The following is a 26,642-nucleotide window of genomic DNA, read 5'->3' as shown; positions in this document are numbered from 1 at the left end:
CGACGCCGGCACGGACGCGCGCAGCTTGTGGCACCGTAGTCGACGCCGCTTCGCAGCCTCAGTCGTCCGTACAGGTCCCGTCGGACCCAGGAGTTCCGTCGGATCCAGGAGTTCGGTCGGCGGCCCGGCGGAGTCCGGTCAGCCGGGACAGGGCGGCGAAGCCGTCGTCGGTGCCGGGCCAGTGAGCGCGGACCGCCCCGATCCCGGCCCGTCGTACGACACCGCGCAGGACGAAGGCGACGATGATGGCGTCGTCGGCATAGCCGATGACGGGCAGGAAGTCGGGGATCAGGTCGATCGGCAGGGCCAGGTAGACCATCAGCAGGCCGAGCCGGACCCGTACGCCCCGTGGCAGCGTCTTGTCGGCGGCCAGGCGGCGCAGCAGCCGTACCAGATCCGGCAGCAGGCATACCGCCTGCCGGAGGTACAGCGCCCCCAGCGAACGCGGCTTGTGCCACACCCGCACCCGTGTCGCCGTAGGGGCGTCGGCCGTGCTCACGGACGCCGGCAGGGAGCGCGCCCGGCCGACCGCCGTCTCAGCAGTCCTGTAACGACCGTAACGCCTGCGGTGCAACGCGGACCACGGGCAACCGTCGCGCACGTGGCTGCCCCACCCCACCGCCACGACGGACCCCGCGGCGGCTGGTCACAGCTTCAGCGCCTCCTGGGGATACAGATACCCCAGGAGGCGCTGAAGTGGGACTATGCCGCTTGACGGGCCGTCGGTGTCAGGCCGCGGCAGGTGTGTAGTGTCCGGCGTCCCCGCCTTCGAGGGCGCGGCTGGTGGTGCCGTCGATGCCCACCGGAGCGTCCCCGGCGACGGTCACCCGGTGCAGCAGGCGCGGCAGGTCGCCGTAGTCGTCGGGGGCGTAGTGCTGGGTGCTGCGGTTGTCGAAGAGGACGAGGTCACCCGGTGTCCAGGCCACCCGGACGATGTTCTCCGGCCGCGTCACATACGACTGGAAGATGCGCAGCAGGTCCCGGGACTCGGAGGGGCCGAGGCCCTCGATGGTCTGCGCGAAACCGCCGATGAACAGGCCGCGCTCGCCCGTCTCGGGGTGCACACGCACCACCGGGTGGGCGGTGCGGTAGGTGCGCGAAACGAACTGCTTGCGGTGCTCTGCCGCCTTGTCGTTCTTCGGGGTGGCGTAGTCGTAGTCGTTGGTGTGCACCGCCCACAGCTTGTCCGCCAGCTCGCGCAGCGGATCGGGCAGGTCCCGGTAGGCGGCGGCCGAGTTGGCGATCAGCGTGTTGCCGCCGTAGGGCGGGACGACGATGCTGCGCAGGGTCGACGCCTTCGGGGGTGTGCGGACGAAGGTGACGTCCGTGTGCCAGTGGTTGGCGCGGATCCCCTCGTCCCCGTCGACGGGCAGGATGTTGGGCTGCCCGTCCACGGACGGGACGGTGGGGTGGGCGGTGGTGAGTTCGCCGAAGAGGGCGGCGAAGCGCAGCTGCCCCGCGTCGTTCAGCTGCTGGCCGCGGAAGACCAGCGCCTTGTGTTCCAGCAGAGCCGCGTTGATCTCGGCGACGATCGCCGGGTCGAGGTCGGCGGAGAGGTCGACGCCGACGATCTCGGCGCCGATGCGCCCGCCGATCCGGCGGATGTCGAAGCCTGTGCTGGTGCTCATGTGCGTTTTCCTTTCGGGAGTTTCGGCAGTATCGGGAGCAGGGGTCTGAGGGGTTTCCAGGGGTTTGAGGAGAAGGGGTTCGGCGGTTTCAGGAGGTGATGGCCGGTGTGCCGCGGCGGATGCCGACGTCAGCCCGTGACGGGCACGCGCCACGAGCTGAGCCGCTTCTCCGCGGCCACCAGCAGCTGGTTGAAGGCCACGCCGATGACGGAGATCGTGACGATGCCCGCATACATCTGCGGAATGGCGAAGTTGTACTGGGACGCGTTGATCAGATAGCCGAGACCGGCCTTGGCGCCGATCATCTCGGCGGCGACCAGGACGACGATGGACACCGCCCCGGCCAGCCGGATCCCGGTGAAGATCGTCGGTACCGAGGCCGGCAGGATCACCTTCTGGAACAGCCTCGGGGCGGACAGGTCCATGGACTTCGCCAGCCGCAGCAGGGTGGGGTCGACGGTGCGCACCGCGCTGATGGTGTTGAACAGGATCGGCCATGCGCACGCGTACACCACGATGGAGATCTTCGACGTCTCGCCGATACCGAGGAGCAGTACGAACACCGGCAGCAGCGCCAGGGCGGCGGTGTTGAGGAAGACCTGGAGCAGGGGGTTGAGGAGATCGGCGACGGGCCGGTACCAGCCGATGAGCAGGCCCAGCGGTACGGACACGCCGACGGCTATGCCGAATCCGCTGAACGAACGCACCAGGCTCGCCTGTGCGTTGTCGGCGAGCTGGCCGTTGACCACCAGTTCCCACCAGGCCTGGGCGACCTCGCTGAACGGCGGCAGGAAGGTCCGGTCCACCAGGCCGAAGCGGGGCGCCAGCTCCCACGCGAGCAGCAGGGCGACGATCGCGGCCGACTTGGTGGCGCCGGTCAGTACCGCGCGCAGGATGCGGGGCAGCACGGGCGGGCGGTGGAGCCGTGACCCGCTCAGCGCGATCGGCAGGCCGGCCGCGGGCTCCTTGGCGGCCTCCGACGGCATGGCGGTGGATGTCGACGGCGTGCCGGCCGGGCTCTTGCGTCGAGTGCGCGAACCGCTTACGAGGCTCATACCGAGACCTCCTCCTTCTCCAGTAGTTGGGCCCGGGTCACCTCGTCGTGCAGAAGCGTCCAGATCTCGTGCCGGTACCGTGCGAACTCGGGGCTGGACCGCAGGTCGTCCGTCGCCGTGCGGGAGTCGAAGCCGATCGGTACGACCTGCTTGATGCGTCCGGGCCTGGAGGTCATGACGGCCACCCGTTGGCCCAGGTAGACGGCCTCCTCGATGCCATGGGTGATGAAGACGACGGTCTTTCCGGTGCGCTGCCAGATGCGCAGCAGCTCGTCCTGGAGCGACTCCCGGGTCTGGGCGTCCAGTGCGGCGAACGGCTCGTCCATCAGCAGGACGTCGGGGTCGTAGGCGAGTGAGCGGGCGATGGCCACGCGCTGGCGCATGCCGCCCGACAGTTCGTGCGGGTGACGGCCCTCGAATCCGCAGAGCCCGACCAGGTCCAGGTACTCGCGGGCCAGCGCGGCGCGCTCACGTCGCGGCACGCCGGTCGCCTCCAGGCCGAACTCGACGTTGCCCAGGGCGGTGCGCCAGGGCAACAGGGCGTACTGCTGGAAGACGATGCCGCGGTCCAGGCCGGGCCCGGTCACCGGTTCCCCGTCCAGGAGGATCCGTCCGCCGCTGGGCCGGGCGAGCCCGCCCAGCAGGTCCAGGAGGGTGGATTTGCCGCATCCGCTGGGGCCGACCACGACGACGAACTCTCCCGGGTCGATCCGCAGGTCGACACCCTCCAGAGCGGTGAACTCGCCGTCCCCGTACGCCGAGCCACGGCCCCGGGCCCGCCCCTTCTTGGCGGGAAAGGTCTTGCGCACCTGCTCGAACTCGATCTTCGGGGTGGTGAATCCAGACATGGGATCAGCTCCCGCTCTCGGAGGTCGGCTCGGCCGCGGACGGGCGGTCCTTCGGGGTGTTCTTGCGGGTGTCCTTCCGGCTGTACGCGTTGAACTCGTTGGTGTAGAGGTCCGACGCCTTGACCTGGCCCTTCTCGATGTCACCGCGTTCGGCGAGCCAGTCGATCCACAGCTGGAACTCCTTGTCGGTGATGCGCCCGGCGGTCTCGGCGACGGCGAAGGACTTCCAGTACTTGAGCGGACCGGTGTCCTCGTTGCGACCACGCTTCTTGACGATCTCGATCTGCCGGGCGACGACCTCTTCGCGCGGTCTGGCGCGGGCCCACTCGATGGCGCGCGCGACTCCCGTGACGAAGGTGCGCGCGGTGTCGGGGTTCTCCTTGAGGAAGCGGTCGTTCACCACATACGTGCCGGCGGAAAAATCGCCGAGCAGCTGGTGGTCGGTGAACAGCGGTCTGACGCCGCCTGTTTCCAGCGCCTTGTCGCGCAGGATGTCGCCGAGGACGCCCACCTGGATCTGCTTCTGCCGCAGCGACTGCTCGGTGTTGACCGGGGGCACCACCAACGGTTCGACCTTCTTGATGTCCGCCGGTGACAGACCGTGGCGTTGCAGGTAGATGTCGAGCATCGCCTCGGAGTGCGCGCCGAGGGTGTTCATGCCGACCTTCTTGCCGATCAGGTCACGGGCCGAGTGGATCGGGCTGTCCTTGAGGACGTAGAAGCCGTTGTAGGCGGCCTTGTCGACGCCGTAGTAGCTGATGACCGCCGTGATGGGAGCCTTTCGCGCGGCGAGTTTGACGACGGCACCGTTGAACGCGCCGCCGAAGTCGACCTGTCCGGTGGCCGCCGACTGGATGTCCTGCGGCCCGCTGATCGTGTTGCCGACCCACTTCAGCTTCACGTCCTCCAAAAAGCCGAGGTCCTCGGCCAGTTCGGGCAGGATGACGGACCCCGCCCAGCCCTGGTACCGCAGGGTCTTGGCCTGGTCCTTGGCCGGGCCGCCGCCCCCGGTGCCGCAGCTGACCGCGACCGCCGAGAGGCCCAGCAGGGTGAGGAACTGTCGTCGGTTCGATGGGGTGGTCAGCTTGCTCATGGAGCTCATGGAAGGGGTCCTGTTCGCGTGGGAGGGCGGAGCACGGTGGTACGCGTAGGGCGTCGGTTCACGGACTCGGGGCTGGAAGCGAGCAGCGGCCGGCCAAGGCCGAAATTCCGCTTCGGTGGTGCGGGCATACGGGCGACCCGAGGTGCGGGAACCGAAAAGGGAAATGCGAAGGGTGAGGTGAGAAGAGGCGGCTCAGGTACCGGACCCGGCGGATTCCGGGTAGGCGGGTACGCGGCGAGATTCACCAAGCGACGGGGAAGTCCCCGACCGGTAAGTGCACCGGAATCAGGGGTCGCTCAGGAGCTGACGCTGGTGGTCGGCAGCTCTAGCGGCCGGCGGCAGCGGCACAGATGGCACTGGCCTGGCGTCGCAGATCGACGTGCAGGCGTGCGGTGAAGTCCTCCGAATGGCTCACACCTGGGAGGCTGGCAGCGAAATTCAGCCACGTCAATGCGGCCACAGCCGTTGTCTCACTTTCTGATTCTCCTGCCACGCGCGCGCAGCATTTCGTTCACAATCGCCGACGCGGCTCCGTGCGCGGCGGTGGGCGCCACCGCCGCGCACAGCCCTGCTCATCGCCGCCGCCACTCCTCGGCCAGCAGCTCGTAGGAACGCACTCGGTCGGCATGGCGGTGCGTGATGGTGGTGATGAGCAGTTCGTCGGCGCCGGTGGCCTCCTGGAGCCGCTCCAGTTGGTCGGCCACCCGGCCCGGGGAGCCGACGAACTGGGTTTCCACACGGTCGGCGACCAGCTCCCGGTCCGCGTCGGTCCACACATGGGAGCGGGCCTGCTCGGGCGTGGGGAAATCGATCGCGCCCTCGGCGCTGCGGATACTGCGCACCCACAGGCCGTAGCCGGTGGCGAGTTCGCGGGCGGTCTCGTCGTCCTCGGCGACGACGACATCGGCCGAGACGCTCACATAAGGCTTGTCGAGCACGTCGGAGGGCTGGAACGCGGCGCGGTAGCCTTCCGCCGCCTCCAGCACGGTGGCCGGGCTGACGTGGTAGTTCGCCGCGAACCGCAGACCGTTGCGACCCGCGACCTCGGCGCTCGGCCCGCCGCTGCTGCCCAGGATCCACAGCTGTACGTCGGCACCCTCCCCCGGAACGGCGTGTGCCTCGATGCCGTCCGCGGACCGGTAGGTGCCGGCCAGCAGTGCGAGGATGTCGTCGATCTGCTCGCCGTAGTCCTGCGACTCGGCGCCCGGCAGCTGGAGCAGTCTGCGCTGGAGCGCGACCCTCGGCGAGCCCAGCAGGTGCGCGAAGGAGAAGCGCGGCGGGATCCGTAGCCCGTTGGGGGCGCGGCCGTCGACGACGGGGGTCGCGGTCGGCAGCGGGGCGGTGGGCGGTCCGGTCGGGCGCCCGCCGGACCGCCCGAGGCCCAGATCGAGACGCCCGGGATGCAACGCGTCGATCAGGCCGAACTCCTCGACCGTGGACAGCGCGGTGCGATGACCGAGCTGTACGGCGCCGGAGCCGAGCCGGATCGTCGACGTCGCGGAGGCGGTCAGGGCGAGGACGACGGCGGGTGAGGTGCCGGCCACGCCCGGATTGAGATGGTGCTCTGCGAACCAGTAGCGGGCGTAGCCGAAGCGCTCGGCCCGCCGGGCGAGATCGATGGAGTTGCGCAGCGCCTCGGCGGCCGTGGCGCCGGACGAGATCGGGACCAGGTCGAGGACGCCCAGGGGGGTGCTCATGAGGCCTCCCGCCGGGCCGGCGCGTCGGCGTCGGGGAGGTCCAGGCCGAGGTGGTCGCGCAGGGTGGTGCCCTCGTACTCGGTACGGAACACTCCGCGCTCCTGGAGCAGCGGAACCACGGTGTCGGCGAAGACATCGAGACCGCCGGGGGTGAGGTGCGGGACGAGGATGAAGCCGTCGGCGGCGTCCGCCTGGACGAAGTCGTCGATGGTCTCGGCGACGGTGGCCGGGGAGCCGATGAACGACTGGCGGGTGGTGGTCTCGATGACCAGCTCGCGAATGGAGAGGTCCTTCGCCTCCGCGCGCTCGCGCCACTCCTTGGCGACGGCGAACGGGTCACGGAACTGCCGTACGCTGGCCCGGCCGAGGGCGATGGTGTTCTCGCCGGGGATCGGATCGACGCCGGGCAGCGGACCGTCAGGGTCGTACGCGGACAGGTCCCGGTTCCAGACATGCTCCAGGTACTTGATCGCGGTCGCCCCGCTGACCTGCTGGCGCCGTACCTCGTGGGCGAGTTCTTGCGCCTCGGCGTTGGTGTCGCCGAGGACGAACGTCGCGGCGGGCAGGACCAACAGCTGGTCGTGCCGACGCCCGTAGCGGGCGAGGCGGCCCTTGACGTCCTGGTAGAAGGCCTGCCCCTCCGCCAGCTTGCTGTACCGGCTGAAGATCGCGTCGGCGCTGGAGGCCGCGAACTCGCGCCCCTCGTCGGAATCACCGGCCTGGAAGATCACCGGGCGTCCCTGGGGGCTGCGCGGCACATTGAACTGCCCGCCGATGTCGAACTGCTCGCCCCGGTGGACGAAGGATCCTGCCTGGGCATCGCGCAGGAAGGCGCCGGTCTCCTGGTCGGCGACGATCTCGTCGCCGCGCCAGGAGTCGAACAGCTCGTGGGCCGTGGTCAGGAACTCCTTGGCACGGGAGTAGCGCTCCTCCTGCGGCAGAAAGCCGCCGCGGCGGAAGTTCTCGCCGGTGAAGGCGTCCCAGGAGGTGACGACGTTCCAGGCGGCGCGCCCGCCCGAGAGGTGGTCGAGGCTGGCGAACTGGCGGGCGACCTCATAGGGCTCGTTGAAGGTGGAGTTGATGGTGCCGGTCAGGCCGAGGTGTTCGGTGACGGCGGCGAGCGCGGTGAGGACGGTGAAGGTGTCGGGGCGGCCGACGACATCCAAGTCGTAGAGTTTTCCGCCCTGTTCGCGCAGCCGGAGCCCCTCGGCGAGGAACAGGAAGTCGAACTTGGCTCGTTCGGCGGTCCGCGCCAGGTGCGCGAAGGAGCTGAACTCGATGTGGCTGCCCGCCTCGGGGTCGCTCCACACGGTGGTGTTGTTGACGCCCGGGAAGTGCGCCGCGAGATGGATCTGCTTGAGCGGCTTGTCCGTTGACGACGTGCTCATGGGTTGAGTCCCTCCGGATCAGGCGGTCGCGATGGGGGAGTAGCGGTTGGCGGGGCGGGCCAGGCCCAGCAGCCCGCGCAGGGTGTCGGCCTCGTAGGAGCTCCGGAACGCTCCTCGGCGCTGGAGCTCGGGGACCAGGCCCCGGGTGATCGCGGGGAGGTCGTGTCCGAGGACGGCCGGACGCAGCCGGAAGCCGGACAGTCCGGCCTCCCGCAACTCCAGTAGCACATCCGCCAGTTGGGCGGGCGTGCCGGCAAAGATCCGGGCGTCGCTGGTGTACGCGTGTCCCGCGAGGTCGTCGAGGCGGTCCCGGCGGCTCTCCGCCGCGGCCGGAGTGTCGTCCAGGAACACCACCAGATCGCCGAAGAGATGCAGCGGATCGTCGGCGCGCCCTGCCGCGTCCTGCTCGGCCCGCACCGCGGCGACGACGGCGCGCGCCTGCTCGATGTCGTGCGGCGTGACGTACCCGACGTCGGCGGAGCGGGCGACCAGCCGGAACGGGGCACCGGTCGCGCTCTCGTGCGCCAGCGCGCTCACCAGGGGCTGGCCCTGCGGCGGCCGGGGCGTGATCGAGGGGCCTCGGACGCTGAACTGGTCGCCCTCGAAGTCGATGTAGTGCAGCCTGTCGCGGTCGATGAAGCGGCCGGTGGCGACGTCCCGGATCTCCGCGTCGTCCTCCCAGCTGTCCCACAGGCGGCGTACCACCTCGACGTAGTCGGCGGCCTCGTCGAGGAGGCCGGTCGTCAGCTCCCGTACCACCGGGTCGTCCCGGTCTTCGAGGGCGAACCGGGGGAACGTGCGGCGTCCGAAGTGCCCGGCCTCGTTCGGGCGCGCCGTGACCTGTACGCGCAGGCCGGCGCGCCCGCTGCTCACATAGTCGAGCGTGGCGATCGCCTTGGAGATGTGGAACGGCTCGGTGTGGGTGGCCACCACGGTCGGTACGAGTCCGATGTGCCTGGTCAGCGGGGCGATGCGGGCGGCGATGAGGACGGCGTCCAGCCGTCCGCGCACCTGGTCGGTACGCCCGTCCGGCTCCAGGAAGTGCGAGGACTGCAATCCGAGCGAGTCCTCGATCGTCACGAAGTCGAGCAGACCGCGCTCGGCCTCGGCGACGAGGTCGGCCCAGTAGCCGGCGGCGAACAGGTCCCGGGGCCGGGCCGCCGGCTCGCGCCAGGCGGCAGGGTGCCAGCCGGCGCCGTCGAGCGCGACGGCCAGGTGCAGCGGAGCGGATGAAGCGGGTGAAGAGGGCAGCGGCGTGGGCAACGGAGTTCCCTTCGGCGATTGGGTGTGGTCGGCAGTGCTTGGTCCGGCGTGGCGTGGTGGGCGTGGTGGGGTGCGCCGCGGTCGGCATGGCGCGGCCGGGCAGGTCGGCTGTCTGGTCAGGGCGTCGGTGTCGGATGACGGTCCGGTGTCCGCACCAGCAGGAAGTGGGTACGACGGCGCAGGGTGAAGCCGATCGACTCGTAGAGGCGGATGGCGGCGGTGTTGCTCGCGAGTGTGTGGAGGAAGGGGGTCTCCCCGCGGTCCCTGATCCCGGCCGCCACCGCCCGGACCAGCCGCGTGGCCAGGCCCCGCCCACGGTGTGCCGGGTGGGTGCAGACGGCGCTGATCTCCGTCCAGCCCGGCGGATGCACGCGTTCCCCGGCCATGGCGATGAGCCGCCCACGGTGCCGGATGCCGAGATAGGTGCCGAGCTCGACGGTGCGGGGCAGGAAGGGGCCCGGCCTGGTCAGGGCGATCAGGTCCAGGATCTCGGGGATGTCGCCCGGCCCGAGCCGTACCGCTTCGGGGGCGGCTGCCGCGCGTAGCCCGGTGTCGACCAGTTGGACGCCCTGCCCGCTCTCCACGGTCTCCCACCCGTCGGGGACGGCCCCCGCCCCCGTGACCGCGACGACGGTGTCCGGGCCGACCAACGCGGCCAGGTCGTCCCAGGCCCCCGGGGCGGTCGGATCGGCCAGGGCGGTGAAGGGGCTCACGTCCAGGGGATAACGGGCGGCGCGGCCGACGCGCTCGGCGAACCGGGCGTGCGGGCCGGTCAGCGCGGCCCAGACGGCGTTGTCCAGGACATGCGGTTCGGCGGGGCTCTGCGCGGGGGAGGGGAAGACGCTGGTGGACATGGTGACGGGAACACTCCGTGGCATTCGTGGTATCCGTGACATCCGTACCGGCCGAGGCAGCGGTGGCATCCGTGAGGGGCATGGCGGACATGGCGGGTCGGCGTGCGCCCGGGACTCCGACGTGACGCCGCAGTCCCGGACGGCAGCCGCCCGTACGGGCGTTGATCAGGAGTTGTCGAGCGGCAGGCCGGGCGGGTTGACACGGGAGGTGCCGACGGCCTCGTTGGAGAGGTTCCAGGCGGCCAGCCACTTGGCGTACTGCCCGTTCTCGATCAGGTAGTTGATCGCCTCGGAGACCGGCTTGGCCAGCCCGCTGTCCTTCTTCGAGGTCGCCGCGATCAATCCCTGGAGCTTCACGCCGGCGCCGGAGAACTTGCCCGCGTTACGGGTCGCGTTGGGGGACTTCGCCGTCTGGGCGACGTGGTAGGCGATGCCGGGGTTGGGGCCGAAGTGGGCGTCGATCTTCCCGCTGTTCAGCGCCAGGTAGACGCTGTTGGCGTCCGGGTAGTACTTGACGGTGAGGTCCTTGCCCTGCTTCTTCAGCTTCGCCTTCCACTCCAGCAGGATCTTCTCCTGGTTGGTGCCCCGGCTCACCGAGAACGTCCTGCCGGCCAGGTTCTCGTAGTCGCCGTCGAAGTTCCAGGTGCTCTTCTTGGGCACCTCGAACGCCACGTTGTCCTGCCGGTAGGAAGCGAACTCGTACTTCTTCTTGCGCTCCTCGGTGTCGGTGACGTTGGCGAAGGCCACGTCGACCTTGCCGCTGTCGATGCCGACGAACATGTTCTCCCAGGTCGAGTTCTTCAGCTCGGGCTTCAGCCCGAGGACCGCGGCCACCAGTCGGCCGAAGTCGGGCTCGGCCCCGGTAAGGCTCTTCTGGTCCTCGCCCACGTAGGCCAGCGGCGGGAAGCCGGCGGGCAGGGCACCGACGCCGATCACCAGCCTGCCCTTCTTGGCGATCGACTTGGGCAGCCCGGCGCTGATGGACTTGACCTCGGAGACCTTGAGGTCGGTCTCCTTGCCGGCCCCGTTGGAAAGAGCGCCCACGACGACCGTCCCAGGCGGCCTGCTGCCGGACGTACCGGCCGCGTCGCTGCTGCCCCCGCAGGCGGCGAGGCCGCTGGCAAGGGTGGCGACGGCGGTGCTTGCGGTGAGGCCGCGGAGGAGTCTGCTGCGGAGGCTGAGGGTGCGCATGGGTGTCCTTGCTTCGGTGGGCGTTTGTGGTGGCGTGGGGGTTGCTTTGCCGGTGCGGGCGGGGATTCGCTGGGGCGGAGGTCAGAGCACCTTGCTCAGGAAGTCCCTGGTCCGCTCGTGTTTCGGGTGGTCCAACAGCTCGGTGGGCGGGCCCTGTTCGACGATCCGTCCCTCGTCGAGGAAGACGACCTGGTCGGCGACCTCACGAGCGAAGCCGATCTCGTGGGTGACGATGATGAGCGTGGTGCCGCTGGTGGCCAGGTCCTTGATGACGGCCAGCACCTCGCCGACCAGTTCGGGATCGAGCGCGGAGGTGGGTTCGTCGAAGAGGATGACCCCCGGCCGCAGGGCGAGCGCACGGGCGATGGCCACCCTCTGCTGCTGGCCGCCGGACAGCTGCCGCGGATAGGCACCGACCTTGTCGGCCAGGCCCACCCGGACGAGCAGTTCGCGGGCCAGCTCCCGGGCCTCGGGCTTGGACAGCTTCCCGGTGGCCACGGGAGCGGCGGCCACATTGTCCAGCGCGGTCAGGTGCGGGAAGAGGTTGAAGTTCTGGAAGACAAAGCCGATCCGGCTGCGCTGGCCCAGGATGACCCGTTCGCTCAGCTCCTTGAGCAGCTCGCCATGCCGGCGCACGCCGATCAGCTCACCGTTCACGCTGACGTACCCGACCTCGGGCTTCTCCAGGTGGTTGATCACCCGCAGCAGGGTCGATTTGCCGGACCCGGACGGCCCGAGGATCACCGTGACCTCGCCGGGCCGTACGGCCAACTCGACCCCGTCCAGCACCCGTTGAGCGCCGTACCGCTTGTGCACGCCGTGCACCCCGACCGCGGCCGGCCGTATGCCGATGTGCTCGGTGGCGTCCGTGGTCTCGGCGAACCCGGTGCCCTCGGTGGTCTCTGCGATCTCGGAGGTCATATCGCCGCCTCCCGTCGGGTGGCTCGGGCGCGCAGATCACGCAGACCCGTCCGCGCCCTCTGCAACGGCGTCGGCGGAAGGATGCGCGTCGCGCCCCGGGAGAAGTACCGCTCGACGTAGAACTGGACGATGGAGACCGCACTCGTGAGGATCAGGTACCAGACGGTGGCCACCAGCAGCAGCGGGACGATGTCACCCGGGTAGGTACTGCCCATGCTCTGCGCCGAGCCGAACAGATCGAGCAGCGACACGTAGAAGACGAGCGAGGTGCTCTTGATGAGGCTGATCAGCAGGTTGACGTAGTTCGGGGTGATGGAGCGCAGGGCCTGCGGAAAGACGATCCTGGTGAACTGGTAGCTCTTCGGCAGGCCGAGTGCCGAGGCCGCCTCGTGCTGCCCCTGGTCGACCGCGAGGACGCCGCTCCGCACCACCTCCGACGCGTACGCCGCCTCGTTCAGGCTGAGTCCGACGACCGCGACGACGATGTCGGTGGCGAGTCGGGACTCGTCGAAGGTGAAGAAGGCGGGCCCGAACGGCACCCCGAGGCTCAGCGTCTTGTAGAGCGCGCTGAAGTTGTAGAGGAACAGCAGCACCACGATCAGCGGGACCGAACGGAACAGCCATGTGTAGGTCCAGCTGACCGCTCGCAGCACCGGGCTCCGGGAGAGCCTGCCGAGGGCGATCACGATGCCGCCGAGCAGACCGAGCACGGCACTGTACGCCGTCACTTCGAGGGTGATGAGCAGACCGTCGAGGATCGTCGGGCGCAGGAACCAGTACTGGAACCGGTCCCACTGATAGAAGGGGTTGGTCACCAGTCCGTGGACGATCTGGGCCGCCAGCACCAGCACGATCGCCGTGGCGATCCAGCGGCCGGGTCGGCGCAGCGGCAGCACCCGCTGTGCCGCCGGCGGCCGCGGTGCGGAGACGTCGTCCGACCGTTCGGCCTCGGCAGTGCGTACGGTACGAGGCGCGGAGGAGGCTTCGGGGGTCTCCTCGGCAGGAGGCGCTGAGGCGAGGGACACCGCGGCGCCAGGGGATTCACTCATGGAGGGCTCCAGCGAGTTCGGACACCCCGGACCACGGATGCGGCATCGTCACGCGGAGCCGAAGGGACTCCGCGTGGCGATGCGCAGGAACGCACGGAACGGGGGCTGGGGAGGAAAGGCGCGCACCGCGACAGCGGTGGGCATCAGAGATTCAGCAGACCGTCAGCCGGCGGCTGTCAGCCTTGGCGGACAGCACGGCGGACGCGGCTCAGCTGCCGCTACACAGTGCGCTGTTGACGCGGAGCAGATCGACCGAACGGTTCGCGCACAGCAGCAGGCAGCCACGGCGCCGCCAGGCGGCCGTCCCGAAAGCTGCGTACATTCCGTCACCGTCACTGTTCCGGCCCTGCGGGCCTCGCGCTTACCGAAAGTCTTCCGGTCCGGTCGTCACCTGGGGCACCCCACCGCGGCGCGAGGGTTGCCGGTCAGCAAGCCAGGGCTTGTCGCTGACGCTCATGACCGATCTGAGGCGTAGGTTAGACAGATCCCCGACATGCTTGTCAAAGAGTGCCCGACCTGTGGGACGGCGAAACGGGAGCGATGGCCCCGACCTCTCCCAGGTCGGGGCCATCGTGTGGTGCCGGGCGCCGACGCACGCCGGCACTCCTGCTGTTCCTACCAGGCGACCGGCAGGCGTTCGGGGATGCGCTTCATGAAGCGGGTGCGCCAGACGAGTTGGTCGACGGGGACGGCCAGGTGCAGGCCGGGCAGGCGGGTGGTGAGGGCCTGGATCGCCGTCTCGATGTGCTTCTTTCCGAGCGGGACGGCGGGGCAGTAGTGCCCGCCGTAGCCGAACGAGAGGTGAGCGGCCGCGTTGGGCCGGTCGATGTCGATGGTGTGCGGGTCGGGGAACACGCTCTCGTCGGTGTTGGCGGCCTCGACCAGGACGAGGACGAGTTCGCCCTTCTTGATCTCTGTGTCGCCGAGCTGCATGTCGTCCATGGCCAGGCGGGGCAGCCCGTCGGCGATGGACAGGTTCACGCGCAGCAGCTCGTCCACGGCGGACGGTATCCTGCCGGGCTCCGCGCACAACTGCCGCCACACTTCAGGGTTCTGGAGGAGCGTGAACACTGCCATGGTCAAGGCGCCCATGGTGGAGATGACTCCGGCGCCGAACATGGTGACACCGACGGTGGCGAGCATCTCGTCGGTGAGGTGCGCATAGTCGGGATCGCCACGGAGGGCGGCGAGTTCGGCCATGAGCCCGTCGGTGGCGGGGTCGTTGAGCCGTCCGGCCATATAGGCGATGTCCCGGTCCCAGTTCAGGCGTGCCCCGGTGATGGGGCATGCCGAGTTCATGAACGCGATATCGAGACTGGACGCCAGCAGCGGTGCGTCGTCGCGGGGGACACCGAGGAGGTGGCAGTGGAGGTGCTCGGCGTAGGGGTTGGCGAACCGTCCGCGCAGGTCGACCGGCGGGCCGTAGTCGAGGAGGCCGTCGACCAGATGGGCGGCGTGGTCGGCCATCCACTCCGTCAGGCCGCCGGCCTTGGGATTGATCGCCTTGAGTACGGCCTTCCGTAGTCCGGCGCCGGTGATGTTGCCCATGTTGTTGACCACCTCGGGCGGGATGGTCAGCGCGTACTGCCGGGGGACGCCGGGAGCGGAGGTGTCCTTGAGGCTGAAGCGGGGGTCTTCGAGCACCTGCTTGCACAGCTCGTAGGAGGAGACGAGCCACGCCTCGTCCCCGGCGATGGTGCGCACCCGTGTGACCGGGGTGGCGCGAAGCCGCTCGATCTCCGGAGGGAGGCGGTCGCCGCGCGGGGAGAACGGGAAGTCGATCAAGGGCGGGGCGGTCGTCACTGGTCGCGTCCTTCGGTCATCGTGCCGGCGGGGGTTATCACGGCGTGGCCCTGGTTGCGTGTGGCGCGCAGGCCGTGCCCGCGTGAGTAGAGGAGATCGGCCATCGGCAGTGCCTGGTGGTAGCAGTTGAGCGAGGAGGGGACGCCCATGATTGCGGGGGTGTCGATGAACAGCGGCGCCTCGGCGCAGATGTAGTCGCGGCAGACCTGGCGCTGACGGTCCGTGGGCTGCTTCCCGTTGAGAACCTTGCTGGTGAGGAACCGGACCACGAGCTGATCACAGACCTCGCGGAACGCCGGGTCGGCGGACAGCCGGTCGTCGAGGCTCTCGCGTATGACCCGATAAGCGGGGATGTCCAGCAGTGCGGACATGGGGCGGCCGCGGAGCCTGGTGCCGTCCGGGTCGAGCGAGGCAACGGCGGCGGTCACCTTGGCCCGTACACCGCGCAGGTTCTTCACCGCCTTGCGCTGGGCCTCTACAGCCGGGTATCCGAGTGCTTCGTACATGTCGGCGACATGCAGATCCGTGTAGATCAGATCGACCTGACGGAAGTTCTCCAGTCCCCAGGCGGCGAGGCCGAGGACTCTGTGATGGGTGAAGTAGGAGTTCCCCGGAGAGATGCCGATGACGGCGTGATCACCTTCGTCGGTGATGACCTGGCAGTGCGGGGTGTACGGACGGACGTGAAAAACCTCGGTCGCTGTCGTCAAGAGACGATGTCCCTACGTGCCGCTAGTCCCTGGGAACCCCGTGTTCCCGGTGTGGCGGCGACACCGGAAACCTACCCGACTGTCGGTTCCGGATGATGCCGAACTAGGCGGTAACTCGCAGGTCAGAGCGCCTAGTTGGTTCATATGGCGTTCACAAGCGTGGCCTGGTGGCCGCGAACGAGCTCGTCGCGAAGCCGTCTGCCCCGCGTTAGCGGCCCACTCGCTCCCCTGCCAGCTGCTGCTCGATCAGCTCCACGGCCCGGCGGGTGCCGCCCTCGGTGCGCACCTCGGCCCACAGCCATGCCGAGCGCGCGGCGACCTGTGGATCGCCGATGAGTTCCATCAGGGCCGTACGGAGCGCGGCCGCCGTGACGTTCGCGGAGTCGATCCGGCGGGCGACACCCAGTTCGACGAGCCGGTCGGCGTAGAGGGACTGCTCGGCCCCGTGTGGTACCGCGAGCATCGGCACACCGGCGTACAGGCCCTCACCGCAGCTGCCCATTCCGGTGTGCGTCACCCATGTGTCCACCTGATCGAGGATCGTCGACGGCGGTACCCACGGCAGCACCTCGAAGTTGGGGGGAATCCGTTCCCTCAGCTGGGCCGAGTCGTCGCCACCGCCGATCTGCAGCACCACATGCCAGCCCGGAAGATCAGCGAAGGCCGCCACGCACTGCTGGTGGACCGCCTGCTGCCCGGGGTATGTCGAGCCGCCCAGCGACACCAGCAGCACCTTCTCCGCACCGGCCGGCCGCATCCAGCCGCCCTGCTCCTCACCGGCGCCGCGGCACGGGCCGACGAACGTCACCGCCTCGGCGTCGACCCGGTCGGCATAGGGCTGCATGGCGCGCGGGATCAAGGCCAATGCCCGCCCCGGCCGACCGATGAACTCTTCGACGTTCGTGGTCACCGCACCGCACTGGGCCAGCCAGGCGGCGAACCGCACTCGGTGGTCGGAGCCTCCGGGCAGCCCGGCGAACGCCGCATCCATCTCCTCCCGGGCGCCCTCCCAGGCCACATGCGCCGGTGACAGCTGGACGAGGCCGCGGCCCTGCGCTTCAGCGAGCGCGCGGCCCGCGTACGCGCCGATGTCGTAGAGGTAGAGGTCGGCGGGCGTGTCGTCGTACGTGGCGTGCAGCTGTGGAAGTACGGCCATCGCCTCGTCCAGGAAGAGGGAGGCGGTGGCGATGGGATCCCGCGGCCAGTCGCCGTCGGCGACCGGCAGCGTGGAGGTCAGGCGGACCAGCTCGGCACCGGTGGGGGTGATCAGCTCGGCGACGTGGTCGGCGTTGGCGTACGTCACGCGATGGCCGCGGGCCACCAGCTCACGGATGATCTCCAGGCTCGGCAGCACATGGCCGACCGTGGGGGTGCCGATCATGGCGATATGGGCTGGAAGGGGCATATCGGGACTTCCTTCAATAGAGGGCTACAGAAGGGAAACGCCGAGGGGTGCAAGAAGGCAACGCGGCGCACAGTGCCGGAGTCACTTGCCCGCACGGATGACGCCGGTGAGCGCCGCGCCACAGCATCTTCGGTCTCAAGCGTGGCAGCGCCCGACTCGACGCCGTCAACGACCAGGTCAGGGGCGTCGGTCGGATGGCCGTGCCGGGCGCCCCGCGCCGGGACGCCCACGCAACGACGGTCTTCACGGACGGGTCTTGAGGCCGTCCAGGGTGAGGTCGAGCAGGCGTTCTGCTTGCTGTCGTTGGCCGGGGCCCGCCGAGGTGAGGGCGATGCCTTCGAGGGCGGCGCCGATGTCGGTGGGGCTGATGTCGGTACGGATCATTCCGGCGGCCGTGCACGCGTCCATGAGTACGGCGATGGCGGCCCGGATCAATTCCCGGCTGTGGCCGTAGGGGTTGCTTCCCGTCGCGGCGATGGCGCGCAGGGCGTCGATCATGCCGTATTTGGCGGTGACGTAGTCCAGGAAGAGGCGGGTCCAAGCGCGCAGGGCTTCGTAAGGCGGCTTCGCCGCGAGCAGAGTGGGGGCCGCGTCGCACAGTTGGGCCACCTCGTTGCGGTAGACCGCCTCGACCAGTGCCTCTCGGGTGGGGAAGTTGCGGTACAGCGTCGCACTGCCCACGCCCGCCTCCTTGGCGATGCGCTCCAGCTGTGCGTCCAGCCCCTGTGTCGCGAACGCGCGCGCGGCGGCCGCGAGGATCTTCTCCCTGTTGCGCTGTGCGTCAGCCCGCAACGGTCGTTGCGCTCCGTCGGCCATCGGTGGTCGCCATCCCCTCTCGGATGCACTGTCGACTTGCTAACCGGAGGAGCCCCCAGTTAGCCTCCGGTTAAGTGGGGGACTCCCCGGTTTCACTTTAGGCCAACGCGCTGACCTGCGCACCGCCCGTGAAAGGAAGCTGATCATGTCAGGTATCGAGGGCAAGGTCGTCGCGATCACGGGTGCCAGCAGCGGCATCGGGGAGGCGACAGCGACCTACCTCGCCGCACACGGGGCCCACCTGGTGCTCGGAGCCCGGCGGGAAGACCGGCTGAACGCGGTGGTGGACCGGATCAGGGCGGAGGGTGGCTCGGCCACCGGGGTCGTCGTCGACGTGACGCGTCGCGAGGACCTCAAGCGCCTGACGGACAGGGCGGTCGCTCACTTCGGCCGGCTTGATGTCCTGGTCTCCAATGCCGGCACCATGGCGATCTCGCCGTTCGACGAGCTGCGCCAGGACGACTGGGACGCCATGGTCGCCACCCACATCACCGGTCTGCTGAACGGTATCGGGGCGGCACTGCCCCTCTTCCGGCGGCAACGCTCCGGCCAGTTCGTCAATGTCGCCTCCACTGCGGCCTACGTCGTCAAGCCTCCTCAGGCCGTCTACGCGGCCACCAAGACGGCGGTGAAGGTGCTGACCGAGGGCCTGCGGCAGGAGTCGGGACCCGACCTGCGCGTCACCCTGGTCTCGCCGGGGTTCACGAACACGGAGGGCGTGGGCAAGGGAGCAAGTCCCGAAGCGGCGGCGGCCGTCATCCGGCAGCGCGACGAGATCGCCATGCCGCCCTCCGCCGTCGCCTCCGCCATCGGTTACGCGATCGAGCAACCCGACGGCGTCGACATCAGCGAAATCGTCGTCCGACCCACCGTGCAAGCCTGACGAAAGCAGGGCCTCCTAGAGGGACACGGGCTCAGTCGGACGAAGTCAGCGGGAGCGAGCGCACGATGTGCCTCAGTCGGTACTCGTTCAGACGGTCCAGAAGATCCGGCGGAAGCAGCCCGGACAGCAGATGTTCGTGCAGCCACAGAACCTGGAACAGAGCGTGACGGACGGACGCCGGAGGCGTCGTCACCCTTTCGTGCTCACCGAGCAGCAGGGAGGCCATGTCGTTCCGCAGGAACTCCCCGAAGGCATCGGACGTCGCTTCAGGCAGTCGCTCCCTGTCCCGGGAGAACGCGGTGAACAGTGCGTCCATGGTGCGTATCAGGTACTTGGAGGCTGTCGGAAACATCAACCGTACGCCGCGGAGAGCTCGCATGTGAAGATCGCCGAGTTGCTCGTCGGTCACCGCCTCACGGTCGGCGAGCAGCAATTCGAGCAGGTCGTGGGCGAGCGATGAGGCGGGTGCGCCGTCAACCGGAGTGAAGACCGCCACCGCCTGGCCGAGCCAGCGGAACACCGGATCGAGACTGTGTCGTAGCACCGAGTCGTTCGTGCCGCCGGATATGGCCATCTTGAGCCACAGATCCTCCCAGTAGGAGCGCGACCAGCCCGATCCGCCATGTGCCCGCGGATAGCGGAACAGCCAGTTCATGTCGAGCGGCTCGGGGGGCCCGGCGGCGTCAGGTCGCAGGGATACGCTCAGGTCCCGTCGATCACTGTTCCAGTAATGATGGACATGCAGTGACACCGCGAAGTCCGTCCACTGGCTTTCGTCCATCGCCGAACGCCACAGCAGGCAGTGCCTGTGCCAGGCGGCTACGGGATCATCCGATTCAGGGAAGAGTACCGACGCAGGGCAGTGCCGTGCGAGCAGAACGATCACCAGAACGAGGTTTGACCCGTAGAGACCGTGGCGCGACGTGGTACGCAGCAGTGCCGGTTGATAGCCCGGAAGCTGATCCGCCGTGCGGGTCTCGTGCTGGCCCAGGACCTGGACGAGGAGCCGGACGAGGCGGCGGCGCTCGTTCTCAGGCATCGACTCGGTCAAGGAGCGTGCGTAGCGCAGCATCTGGCGGGATGCCAGCGAGGTATAGGACAGGAGCGCGTAGGCGAGGTCGTCGTGGATGTGGCTGCCGCCGAGTGCGAGCGCGGGGCGGGGGGACAGCAGATCCGTGAGCAGGTGCAGGGCAAGTCGCACCGCGAGGTACTCGCCGAACGTCGCGTGAAGGAACTCGTAGGTGGCGAGTACCTGCCCGTCCCGCCTGGACTGGGCGCGCTGGACGAAGAAGAACCGGCCCAGCACCACCTCGGCGGGGTTCAGGGGGGATCGGAACCCGCTGGCCTGCACCGGCTGTCGCCCGAGCACAGCCGTGAGGTCCTCTTCCAGCTCTGCGGCCGACACCCACTGGCGGCCGCGGTTCAGCTGAGCGAAGGCCACCAGCGACAGGCGCTGCAGCTCCCGCTCGACGAGCTCGGCCGTTTCCTCCTCGGGTATCGCGCCCTGGGTCGACTTCTCCACCTCGCGTCGGGCGAACGAGGAGAGCAGCTGTTCGTACAGCTCTGTCACGTCAAGGCTGTCACCGGCGCCCTGGAGCGTTCCTTGGGTGGCGTCGTACAGCGCGAGCATGGTCAGCAACAGGGGTTGGGCGGCGAGTTCCGCATGCCGTTCGATGTGCTCCCAGGCCAGGGGGGAGCGGTCGGCGGCGGCGAACCCGGCCGCGTTGGCCGCGTTCCACACGGTCAGCCACTGTCTGATGTGCTCGGGCCGGAAGGGTTCCAGACGCAGCACGACCAGACCGTCGGGAAACCGGGCCCGATCCGCCACGGCGGTTCGGCTGGTGACAAGCGCCAGGACAGGACGGCCCTGATCCGCCTCGCGCTCCTGGAACTGGGCAACGCGTTCGAGGAAGTTGCTCTGGTGCACGCCAGTGGTCTGCAGCAACTCGTCGAAGCCGTCGAGGAGCAGCACGGGGGTGCTGCCGCCTGCTGAGCGCACCAGTTCCGGCCAGCTCACCCTCTCGCCGGTGGCGGCTCTGATCGCCTGCTCGATCTGTTCCTGGAGGTCGTCCTCCGCGCGGACGTCCCGCAGCGGCACGCGCACGGGGAGGAAGCCGACTGCCGGAAGCCGCGCGGCCAGCACGCGGGTGAGGACGGACTTACCCGCTCCGGGCTGCCCCAGTACCAGCAGCGGCGCTTCGGCCATATGCGGGGACGTGAGCGCGCCGGCCAGATACCGTGTCAGATCGCGGCGGACCGGGATGCGCTCCCACCACTGCTCGTCGGTCGGCTCGCTGGATCCGGGCACGTCGCTCACTCGGAAGTCCGGGTCGAGATAGAGCTCTTCCGTGGTGGGGATACGGATGCCGTCCGGCGCGGACTCGGCGTCAAGCACGGTGCGGCTCAGCGCCGCGCGGTGGGCGCGCGCGAGAGCTGCCGCCACGTCGACCGGTGGGCGCAGGGCCTCGGCTGTTCGGGTGAGGAGGGTCTCCACCCCGGTAAGGGCTCGGCCCACCTCTGTATGGGTGGCCTGCTGCGCCAGTTGCGTTGTCCAGAACGCGAACTCCGGTGCCTGCGCGGCCAGTTGAACGTACAGGCTCTGGTAGCGCTGTTGAGCCTTCCTCGGCAGGACCCGGATGAGGCTGTCGCCGGCCTGCTCGCGCCGACGGTGCGGAAGCCCCTCCCAGACGGCTAAGCCCTGAAGGAAGCGCACAAACCTGTCGGCGTATTCGCCGTAGCGGACCAACAGGGCTGCCCCGACCGCATCTGATGTGGTGTGTGGCGCCGGGCAGGGCAGGTCGGCATCGAGGAGCAGGGCCACAAATTCGGTGGCTTGAGGCGTCGAGGAGGAGGACGCCGAATCCGGCCGGGCGAGGGCGAGTTGTTCGCTGCGTGTCAGCTCCACCTCATCCAGGCCGAACGGAAGATCCAGCTCCGTCATCGCCTCGAAGAACGCCACCACCACGATCACGGTGTGCGCCGCGCGCAGCAGTTCTGTGCGCTCCGCCCGGTCCTGGATCCGACCGAGCCGCGCACCGACGCTTCGTGCCGCATCACGGCCGAGCCCGATGAGGCGGTCGTTGGCGTCCGCCATGCCGATCACAGTGCCGCTGACCCCGCCGGTGGCCAGGTTGAGCGCCCCGCCGAGCGCCTGGTCCAGTCTCGCCAGCCGCGGCGGTTCGGCGCCGAGGAGCACGAGCGCATCGGCGAAGGTCAACAGTCTGCGCGCCCTCATGGCCCTCGATCCCCCTCGTCGGCCTACCACTTTGGCACGCGGCGGCCTGCACGGGTCGGGAACGGTGACATCTCACCGCAACAAGCGCTTCGGCCCACGGCATCCGAACCGAGGCCGTGGGCTCGCCAGTTGAATGCGAGTCCCCACCAGTGCCGAGGCCGGTGACCTCCGGACGGTTCAGCGCACGAAGTCGATCTCGGGGTAGTGGCGCGAGGGGCCGTCGAGGAGGCGGCCACGGTGGTGGCGCAGGTGCTTGTCGAAGAAGGCCGCGAGGTAGGTGCGTTGGACCTCGATGGAGCGATTGGGGTCGATCGTGCCCAGGAGCTGCTGCAGCTGGGCCGGGGTCAGCCGGAACGCGCCCGCTGCCTGGGGGAGGAGGGCCTGGTTGTCGAGGAAGGAGTTGTGCCCGGAGCCGAGCAGCTTCAGGTCGAGCCGCTCCCCGTGCAGGTGGTCCCAGAACCGCGCCCAGCTCCGATCGGTGTTGCGGTTGTGGTTCTGGGAACTGAACAGCAGGAAGGGGCGGTCGAGCGACTGGGTGACCTCCGACCCGAAGAGCTGGCCGTCCAGGTTCGCGCCGGCGTCGATCCGGGAGTCCTTGTGCATGGCCGCGGGCACCACCGCTCCGCCGAGGGAAGCGCCGAACATCCCGATACGCTTTGTGTTCACGGCCTTGGACAGCCCGTGGGGGAGCGGCTTGCGCTCCACATCCGGGTTGTGGCCGCGGGCGATCGAGGCCAGCTGGTTGATGACGAAGTGGCTGTCCGCCGCCCGGACGTCGATCGTGTCGGACGAGTGGGTACCCGCCGGCATGGTGTTCACCTCAAGCCGCCCGCCGGGGAACTCCACTTCGTTGGCGTCGTGGGTGTGGTCGATGGTGACGACCAAGTAGCCGCGGCTGGCCAGGTCCTGAGCCAGCGAGGTCCCCATCGCCCGGTCGGAGTGCAGCCCGGTCGAGTACAGCAGCACCGGCAGGTCGCCGGCCTCGCGGTCGACCGGCGCGCCGGTGTGCCCGGCAGTGGTGGGCAGGGTCACCGAGCCCGGCGGCACCTGCCATTGGGCCAGGTAGTGCGCGGCGGCGGCGGGCTGCAGCCAGGGAGCTGCGGGATAGCGGTCGGTGTTCGTGGCCGGGTACCACAGCGTGACCATCAGCTCGCGCGGCTGGAATCCGGGCACATACGGGTCGTCGCGGTTCGCGTCGCGCAAGTGGAGGTCGACCGTTCCGACGCGATGGCGCCCGGTGGGCGCGGGGAGCGTCAACTGGCCCGGCGCCGGCGCCGGGTCCATGGCAGCCGCCGTGTCCAAGGCCGTCGCCGTGGTCTGGGGCGCGGCGGGAGCCTTCTCCGCGGCGGTAGCCGGTGCGATTCCGGCCCCCAGGGCGACGGCCAGGGCTCCTGTGGTGCCGGCGACCCGGGCGCGCAACCGGCTTTGACGCCGTCGTGCGTGTTTCATGGGCAGCCCCCTCCATGACAGCGATCGCCATGTGCCGGGCGATCGGCTGGCGATCATCGTATAGGTAGTTTGCCGTGATCGCGCCAACGCATCGGAATGTTCGGTGAGTTACCTACCGGGGCCGGCAATGCGAACACTGCCGGCACGTCCGCAAACGCACGGTGTCGGCTTCGTGTCTCGCGGTATTGCCGGCCATACGGTCGACCCATTCCGTGGACCGGTATGCGCTGGAAGCGGCCCGTCGGCGCTCGTGGAGTATGCCATCGGGCTGAGCGACGTCGAGCACCCAGGCCCGAAGCGTGCGGCGGGAATTGGCCTGGCGTGGCCGGTTGTAGTTGTCATCCGCGGACAACTCCGGATCCTCGTCAGGCCGGCGGAAGCGGTGCGGGTCAAGCCGGTGGAGGGCCGCCGTGAGTGGCTTTACCGCACCTCAGCGCGGTGCGACGGTGGTTGCCGCGGCATCGGCCCCGGCCTGCCGGTCGCTGCGGAAGACTTGGCTCATTAACGCCATCGACGCATGACGGTCATCACATTCAGAATTCCGTAGCGGTGCCGAGGGTTATCACTGAGCGTCTTTGTTACGCGCCAGTTCGTGATCCCGTGAGCCTCGCCAACGTCCGTGCAGGTTTACGGATTCCTCAGGAAGGGGCACCTCCGGGGCTGCCCATCGGTGCCCCGAGACTGTGCGTGACGCGATGAATGCGGACGGAAAGGTACAGTCAATTGCCCGTGACAGTTGCTGCGTTGGAAATTCCCGGGCGGCGGTATGGGGGCCGTGGTGTATAAGCGGCAGTCGCCGGAGGCGAGTTGAGTGAAGTTCCGCTTGGCTCGTATTCGGCGGCACGGCGTGAACGGACTTGTTATTATCCTGTGATCCCAGTATTCCTACTGGTCGAGTTGCCGCACGGCAATCCCCCACATGCCGAGAGGACGCTGCCCTGCACGCCCTTGCCCGTGCGCCCCGCCCGCACCGCACCCGACGCCGCGCCGATATGCCTCTGCTCGGAGGCGTCCGCCCACCGATCGCCGCACTGCTCTGCGTGCTGCTGGTAGTTGCCGCGTTCACCGCACTCGCTCTCGGCACCGTTCACGAACAGGACGTTCCGCAGGCCGTACGCGACGCAGAACGCCAGATCGCCGAGGACGCCGCCGACTCGGTCGGGACCTCCGTCAATGCACGCGCCGCGGCGGTGCGCCGCGCTGCGGCGTCGGCCACGCCCGCCGGCAGCGGTGCTCCGGCGGCGATCCTGCGGTCCTTCGTCCCGACCGAGCACCCTGGTCAGGGCGCCGCGCTGCTCGACCCGCGCACCGGCAGATCGCTGGCGGCCAGCGGTGAAACGGTTCCGCTGACCGGGGTGGACGTGACGTCCCTGGCGCGGCCCGGGACCGAAAACATCGCGCCCCGGTTGGCCTCTTCAGGGAGCGCCGAACCGCGGCTGTTGCTCTTCGCCCGCGTGACCGTCCCCGCCCCGAGCGGCAAGAAGGACGAGAACCACGATCAGGCAGGCGATCTGGCAGACGATCAGGACCCTGATGAACGCGAACTCCTGCTGGTCGTCTCGGAGAAGGTCGCTGCCCCGGCGGTGTTCGGAGGCGGCCGCACCGGTCAACTGGTGGACCGGAACGGGAGGGTGGTCGCCGCCGCCAACGCCGCCGCGGCCCTGACGCCCAAGGCCGAGCACCAGGCCGTGCCTGCCGATGCGGCGACCGCCGCGAACGCCGCCAAGGCCGCTCTGACCACCGGCGACGCCGCGGGCAGCATGCTCGGTGACGGCCCCGACGGCCTGCGCAGGGTCACCGGGTGGGCATCGCTCGCCGCGATGGACGGCACGGACGACACCTCCGACCTGGGACTGACGATCCTGACGGGAAGGGATGTGGCTCCGGCGAGGGAAGGAGCCGACCACACGTGGTTCGCCGTCATGGCCGCGGGCGCGCTGGTGGTGATCGCCGTACTGGTCACCGTGGTGCTGTGGGGCACCATGCAGCGTCCCCTGCTGCGGCTGCACCTGTCCGCCGCTCGGCTGGCCCGCAGCGCCTCCGGTACGGCCACGGCGCGGGAGCAGCTGGCCCGGCCGGTGCCGGTCGTCGCGTTCGGCGAGATCGGCAGGGTCGGCCGGGCGCTGGAGTCGATACGCCGCCAACTGAGCGGTGAGACGGGACCGGAGCCCGCGCGGCCGGTGCGGCCGGTGCGGCGCCGGCCAGGCGTCCGGGCCCTGGTCCTCGTCTGCGTACTGGTGATCGCCGCGTGGGGGGTGCCCCTGCTGTTCCTGCTCAACCGTGCCCCCGCCGAGAAGGCCGTACCGGCCGTGGCCGTCGCCGACCAGGAGGCACGCACCGAGGCCGCCGCCGAACGGGTGCGGCGGTCCCTCGACCGGAGCTACACCGACCTCAAGGCGGTGGCGTCGGCCCTCTCCGGCGCGTCACGGGAGCGGGCGTCGGAGATCCTGCGGCGTGACCGCGCCGACCATCCCACCTACCGGTCGCTGTACGTGCTGGACCGCACCGGTGCCCTCGCGCTTCAGGTGGGCAAGGAGCCGCTGCGCACCCTCGACCCCGCGCCGGCCGGCGGTGGAATCCGCCAGGTCAACACGTCGGGCAAGATCCCCGCGATCGCCGCCTACGCGCAGGTCCCGACGGCCAAGAAGGACGCGAAGACCAAGGACCCGAAGGACGCCGCACCGGCCGTGGTCGTCGCCGAGATCGGCGTGGACGCGCTGGACGAGCTGGTCGCCCGGCCGGGGCTCGGCAGCGTGTGGCTGACCGACGCGCACCACCGGGTGCTCGCGGCGAGCGTCGGCTTCCAAGCCTTCCAGGCCCTTCCCAGCCGGAGCCTCACCCGCCTTGTGACCAGGACCGACGCGGCTCCCGGCAGCGCGGGCAGCCCGGCATCGGCCGTCCTCCACGCGGGGACCGCGACGGGCGGGGGACAGTCGGTCGCGGCCGCCGCGCCACTGGCACAGACGGGGCCCGCCGCCGGTCTCGGCTGGCGGGTGGTCTCCGCCGAGCCCGCCGCAGCGCTCAAACTGGCGGCATTCCAGGTCCAGGCGCGCACCATGCTGGCCGGGCTGCTCGCCCTGTCCGCGGGCGTCGCCTGCCTGGGCTGGCTGCACATCGTGGTGGTCAGGCCGCTGCGCGCGCTCACCGGCTGCGCGGAGCGGCTGGCCGGCGGCGACCACCGCACCGTGCTGTACCCGGTCCACCACGACGAGTGCGGGTCGGTCACCCGCAGTCTGGAACTGCTCCGGCAGGCGCTGGTGGAGCGGGACCGCGGCGCGATGGCCGACGTGGCCCGTGTCCCTGCCCCCTCGTCCCCGTCCGGCAGCGCGCCGTAGCAGCGAAGGA

21 protein-coding genes and 1 riboswitch are annotated in these 26,642 nt (G+C 69.6%); of the genes, 2 read left to right on the top strand and 19 right to left on the bottom strand.

Annotated elements, in window-relative coordinates; all coding sequences use genetic code 11:
- Window positions 1-58 precede the first annotated feature (58 nt).
- The 17 genes from WAB15_RS03245 to WAB15_RS03165 form a co-directional block, all read right to left on the bottom strand.
- Entirely contained in the window at window positions 59-499 is a 441-nt protein-coding gene (locus WAB15_RS03245) for a YkvA family protein (protein WP_407285233.1), read from the bottom strand.
- Between the two features lie 229 nt (window positions 500-728).
- Window positions 729-1,628 (bottom strand): TauD/TfdA dioxygenase family protein, encoded by a 900-nt coding sequence (locus WAB15_RS03240; protein WP_407285232.1) that lies wholly within the window; start codon window positions 1,626-1,628, stop codon window positions 729-731.
- 128 nt (window positions 1,629-1,756) lie between these two features.
- Window positions 1,757-2,683 carry an ABC transporter permease gene (locus WAB15_RS03235; protein ID WP_407285231.1) on the bottom strand — a complete coding sequence of 309 codons (927 nt, stop codon included), beginning with the start codon at window positions 2,681-2,683 and terminating at the stop codon, window positions 1,757-1,759.
- Window positions 2,680-3,531 carry an ABC transporter ATP-binding protein gene (locus WAB15_RS03230; protein ID WP_407285230.1) on the bottom strand — a complete coding sequence of 284 codons (852 nt, stop codon included), beginning with the start codon at window positions 3,529-3,531 and terminating at the stop codon, window positions 2,680-2,682. Before WAB15_RS03230 ends, WAB15_RS03235 begins: the two co-directional genes overlap by 4 nt.
- Window positions 3,532-3,535: 4 nt before the next feature.
- Window positions 3,536-4,633 carry an ABC transporter substrate-binding protein gene (locus WAB15_RS03225; RefSeq protein ID WP_407285229.1) on the bottom strand — a complete coding sequence of 366 codons (1,098 nt, stop codon included), beginning with the start codon at window positions 4,631-4,633 and terminating at the stop codon, window positions 3,536-3,538.
- Between the two features lie 325 nt (window positions 4,634-4,958).
- Window positions 4,959-5,048: a putative leader peptide gene (locus WAB15_RS03220; protein ID WP_407285228.1), complete on the bottom strand. Its 90-nt coding sequence runs from the start codon at window positions 5,046-5,048 to the stop codon at window positions 4,959-4,961.
- A 157-nt stretch (window positions 5,049-5,205) separates the two neighbouring features.
- Window positions 5,206-6,330, bottom strand: coding sequence for an LLM class flavin-dependent oxidoreductase (locus WAB15_RS03215; RefSeq protein WP_399144929.1), 1,125 nt, complete (start codon window positions 6,328-6,330; stop codon window positions 5,206-5,208).
- Window positions 6,327-7,718 carry an NtaA/DmoA family FMN-dependent monooxygenase gene (locus WAB15_RS03210; RefSeq protein ID WP_407285227.1) on the bottom strand — a complete coding sequence of 464 codons (1,392 nt, stop codon included), beginning with the start codon at window positions 7,716-7,718 and terminating at the stop codon, window positions 6,327-6,329. Before WAB15_RS03210 ends, WAB15_RS03215 begins: the two co-directional genes overlap by 4 nt.
- 18 nt (window positions 7,719-7,736) lie before the next feature.
- Window positions 7,737-8,981 (bottom strand): LLM class flavin-dependent oxidoreductase, encoded by a 1,245-nt coding sequence (locus WAB15_RS03205; RefSeq protein ID WP_407285226.1) that lies wholly within the window; start codon window positions 8,979-8,981, stop codon window positions 7,737-7,739.
- A 116-nt stretch (window positions 8,982-9,097) separates the two neighbouring features.
- Entirely contained in the window at window positions 9,098-9,835 is a 738-nt protein-coding gene (locus WAB15_RS03200; protein ID WP_407285225.1) for a GNAT family N-acetyltransferase, read from the bottom strand.
- Window positions 9,836-10,000: 165 nt separating this feature from the next.
- Window positions 10,001-11,026 (bottom strand): transporter substrate-binding domain-containing protein, encoded by a 1,026-nt coding sequence (locus WAB15_RS03195; RefSeq protein ID WP_407285224.1) that lies wholly within the window; start codon window positions 11,024-11,026, stop codon window positions 10,001-10,003.
- An 81-nt stretch (window positions 11,027-11,107) separates the two neighbouring features.
- Window positions 11,108-11,872: an amino acid ABC transporter ATP-binding protein gene (locus WAB15_RS03190; protein ID WP_407289149.1), complete on the bottom strand. Its 765-nt coding sequence runs from the start codon at window positions 11,870-11,872 to the stop codon at window positions 11,108-11,110.
- Between the two features lie 71 nt (window positions 11,873-11,943).
- On the bottom strand, window positions 11,944-12,996 hold the full coding sequence (locus tag WAB15_RS03185; protein ID WP_407285223.1) for an amino acid ABC transporter permease: 1,053 nt from the start codon (window positions 12,994-12,996) through the stop codon (window positions 11,944-11,946).
- A 352-nt stretch (window positions 12,997-13,348) separates the two neighbouring features.
- Window positions 13,349-13,457, bottom strand: a riboswitch (SAM riboswitch).
- Between the two features lie 154 nt (window positions 13,458-13,611).
- Window positions 13,612-14,799, bottom strand: a complete 1,188-nt coding sequence (locus tag WAB15_RS03180; protein ID WP_407285222.1) for a cytochrome P450 — start codon at window positions 14,797-14,799, stop codon at window positions 13,612-13,614.
- Window positions 14,796-15,509, bottom strand: coding sequence for a tRNA-dependent cyclodipeptide synthase (locus WAB15_RS03175; protein ID WP_407285221.1), 714 nt, complete (start codon window positions 15,507-15,509; stop codon window positions 14,796-14,798). Before WAB15_RS03175 ends, WAB15_RS03180 begins: the two co-directional genes overlap by 4 nt.
- Window positions 15,510-15,717: 208 nt before the next feature.
- Window positions 15,718-16,914: a macrolide family glycosyltransferase gene (locus WAB15_RS03170; protein WP_407285220.1), complete on the bottom strand. Its 1,197-nt coding sequence runs from the start codon at window positions 16,912-16,914 to the stop codon at window positions 15,718-15,720.
- Window positions 16,915-17,157: 243 nt separating this feature from the next.
- Window positions 17,158-17,730 (bottom strand): TetR/AcrR family transcriptional regulator, encoded by a 573-nt coding sequence (locus WAB15_RS03165; protein WP_407285219.1) that lies wholly within the window; start codon window positions 17,728-17,730, stop codon window positions 17,158-17,160.
- A gap of 145 nt (window positions 17,731-17,875) precedes the next feature.
- On the opposite strand from WAB15_RS03165, the gene WAB15_RS03160 reads away from it, so the two are divergent.
- Window positions 17,876-18,613 (top strand): SDR family oxidoreductase, encoded by a 738-nt coding sequence (locus tag WAB15_RS03160; protein ID WP_407285218.1) that lies wholly within the window; start codon window positions 17,876-17,878, stop codon window positions 18,611-18,613.
- A gap of 31 nt (window positions 18,614-18,644) precedes the next feature.
- Here WAB15_RS03160 and WAB15_RS03155 read toward each other — a convergent pair whose 3' ends face one another.
- Both WAB15_RS03155 and WAB15_RS03150 read right to left on the bottom strand, forming a co-directional pair.
- Window positions 18,645-21,830 carry an NACHT domain-containing protein gene (locus WAB15_RS03155; protein WP_407285217.1) on the bottom strand — a complete coding sequence of 1,062 codons (3,186 nt, stop codon included), beginning with the start codon at window positions 21,828-21,830 and terminating at the stop codon, window positions 18,645-18,647.
- Window positions 21,831-22,025: 195 nt separating this feature from the next.
- Window positions 22,026-23,297: an alpha/beta hydrolase family protein gene (locus tag WAB15_RS03150; RefSeq protein ID WP_407285216.1), complete on the bottom strand. Its 1,272-nt coding sequence runs from the start codon at window positions 23,295-23,297 to the stop codon at window positions 22,026-22,028.
- A 992-nt stretch (window positions 23,298-24,289) separates the two neighbouring features.
- On the opposite strand from WAB15_RS03150, the gene WAB15_RS03145 reads away from it, so the two are divergent.
- The gene (locus WAB15_RS03145) at window positions 24,290-26,632 is read left to right on the top strand and encodes a HAMP domain-containing protein (protein ID WP_407285215.1); all 2,343 of its coding nucleotides are present in this window, start codon (window positions 24,290-24,292) and stop codon (window positions 26,630-26,632) included.
- Window positions 26,633-26,642 lie beyond the last annotated feature (10 nt).

Source organism: Streptomyces sirii, assembly GCF_045690365.1.
GTDB lineage: Bacteria > Actinomycetota > Actinomycetes > Streptomycetales > Streptomycetaceae > Streptomyces > Streptomyces sirii.
The sequence above is the reverse complement of the archived record's forward strand: the minus strand, read 5'-3'. Positions and strand labels throughout refer to the sequence as shown.

Excerpts from the sequence above, each read along its gene's own strand:
- WAB15_RS03235 (WP_407285231.1), bottom strand. The coding sequence starts at position 2,683 with ATGAGCCTCGTAAGCGGTTCGCGCACTCGACGCAAGAGCCCGGCCGGC.
- WAB15_RS03200 (WP_407285225.1), bottom strand. The coding sequence starts at position 9,835 with ATGTCCACCAGCGTCTTCCCCTCCCCCGCGCAGAGCCCCGCCGAACCG.
- WAB15_RS03160 (WP_407285218.1), top strand. The coding sequence starts at position 17,876 with ATGTCAGGTATCGAGGGCAAGGTCGTCGCGATCACGGGTGCCAGCAGC.
- WAB15_RS03210 (WP_407285227.1), bottom strand. The coding sequence starts at position 7,718 with ATGAGCACGTCGTCAACGGACAAGCCGCTCAAGCAGATCCATCTCGCG.
- WAB15_RS03215 (WP_399144929.1), bottom strand. The coding sequence starts at position 6,330 with ATGAGCACCCCCCTGGGCGTCCTCGACCTGGTCCCGATCTCGTCCGGC.
- WAB15_RS03165 (WP_407285219.1), bottom strand. The coding sequence starts at position 17,730 with ATGGCCGACGGAGCGCAACGACCGTTGCGGGCTGACGCACAGCGCAAC.
- WAB15_RS03195 (WP_407285224.1), bottom strand. The coding sequence starts at position 11,026 with ATGCGCACCCTCAGCCTCCGCAGCAGACTCCTCCGCGGCCTCACCGCA.
- WAB15_RS03145 (WP_407285215.1), top strand. The coding sequence starts at position 24,290 with ATGCCTCTGCTCGGAGGCGTCCGCCCACCGATCGCCGCACTGCTCTGC.
- WAB15_RS03150 (WP_407285216.1), bottom strand. The coding sequence starts at position 23,297 with ATGAAACACGCACGACGGCGTCAAAGCCGGTTGCGCGCCCGGGTCGCC.
- WAB15_RS03170 (WP_407285220.1), bottom strand. The coding sequence starts at position 16,914 with ATGCCCCTTCCAGCCCATATCGCCATGATCGGCACCCCCACGGTCGGC.
- WAB15_RS03185 (WP_407285223.1), bottom strand. The coding sequence starts at position 12,996 with ATGAGTGAATCCCCTGGCGCCGCGGTGTCCCTCGCCTCAGCGCCTCCT.
- WAB15_RS03230 (WP_407285230.1), bottom strand. The coding sequence starts at position 3,531 with ATGTCTGGATTCACCACCCCGAAGATCGAGTTCGAGCAGGTGCGCAAG.
- WAB15_RS03225 (WP_407285229.1), bottom strand. The coding sequence starts at position 4,633 with ATGAGCTCCATGAGCAAGCTGACCACCCCATCGAACCGACGACAGTTC.
- WAB15_RS03240 (WP_407285232.1), bottom strand. The coding sequence starts at position 1,628 with ATGAGCACCAGCACAGGCTTCGACATCCGCCGGATCGGCGGGCGCATC.